We start from the raw sequence: 626 nt of genomic DNA on the forward strand, positions 1-626 counted from the left end.
GTTCGCGGTGGTTTCCTGGCTTCCGATGGAGACCTTCGCGCCGGGGGTCGCCTTGCCGGAGACGGTGGCGGTCTTGGCGATGTGGTCGACGGAGTCGACCTTCGCCGTGAGCGCGGTACTCAGCTTGGTCGACGTGGAACCCTCGGCACGGTAAGCGCCCTTGTTACTGGTGCCGGCGAAGACGAAGCCCATGGAGCTGTCGCCACCGGCAGCGTTCGCGGGGGTGGTGACGTTGATCATGAACCGGTACTGCTCGCGTTCAGCGTGGCTGGCGGGCCAGTCGACGTCGAACGTCAGCGTCTTGTTGTCGTTGGAGAGTCGACCGTTCGTCAGCGGAATCGCCCGTGAGGACGACCAGTCGCTGGCCCCGACCACTCGCCATTCACCGCCCGCGGTGGCCTGCGCCGGGAAGGTGGTGCCTGCAGGGGCGGTGAGGACGACCGTGCCCTTGGTGCCCGTGCGGGTCTCGTTGTTCTGCACGACGAAGGGGACCTTCGTGGTTCCGTCCCGGGTGAGGTCGATCGGACCCTGCGCGATCGGGACGAGGGTGCCGCCCTCGACGATCGTCGCGGTGATGGTCGTGCGGTCGATCTCGGTGTTGTTGACCTTCTGGATGGCGGTGAGGG

Annotated in this window: 1 protein-coding gene; it reads right to left on the minus strand. The window is 66.8% G+C overall.

Going from position 1 to position 626, the window contains the following annotated elements:
• Positions 1–626 (minus strand): hypothetical protein (locus tag M4960_RS19130; protein ID WP_248705129.1); only part of this gene is annotated, 626 nt, incomplete at both ends.

It is taken from the genome of Curtobacterium sp. MWU13-2055, assembly GCF_023242305.1.
Lineage (GTDB): Bacteria > Actinomycetota > Actinomycetes > Actinomycetales > Microbacteriaceae > Curtobacterium.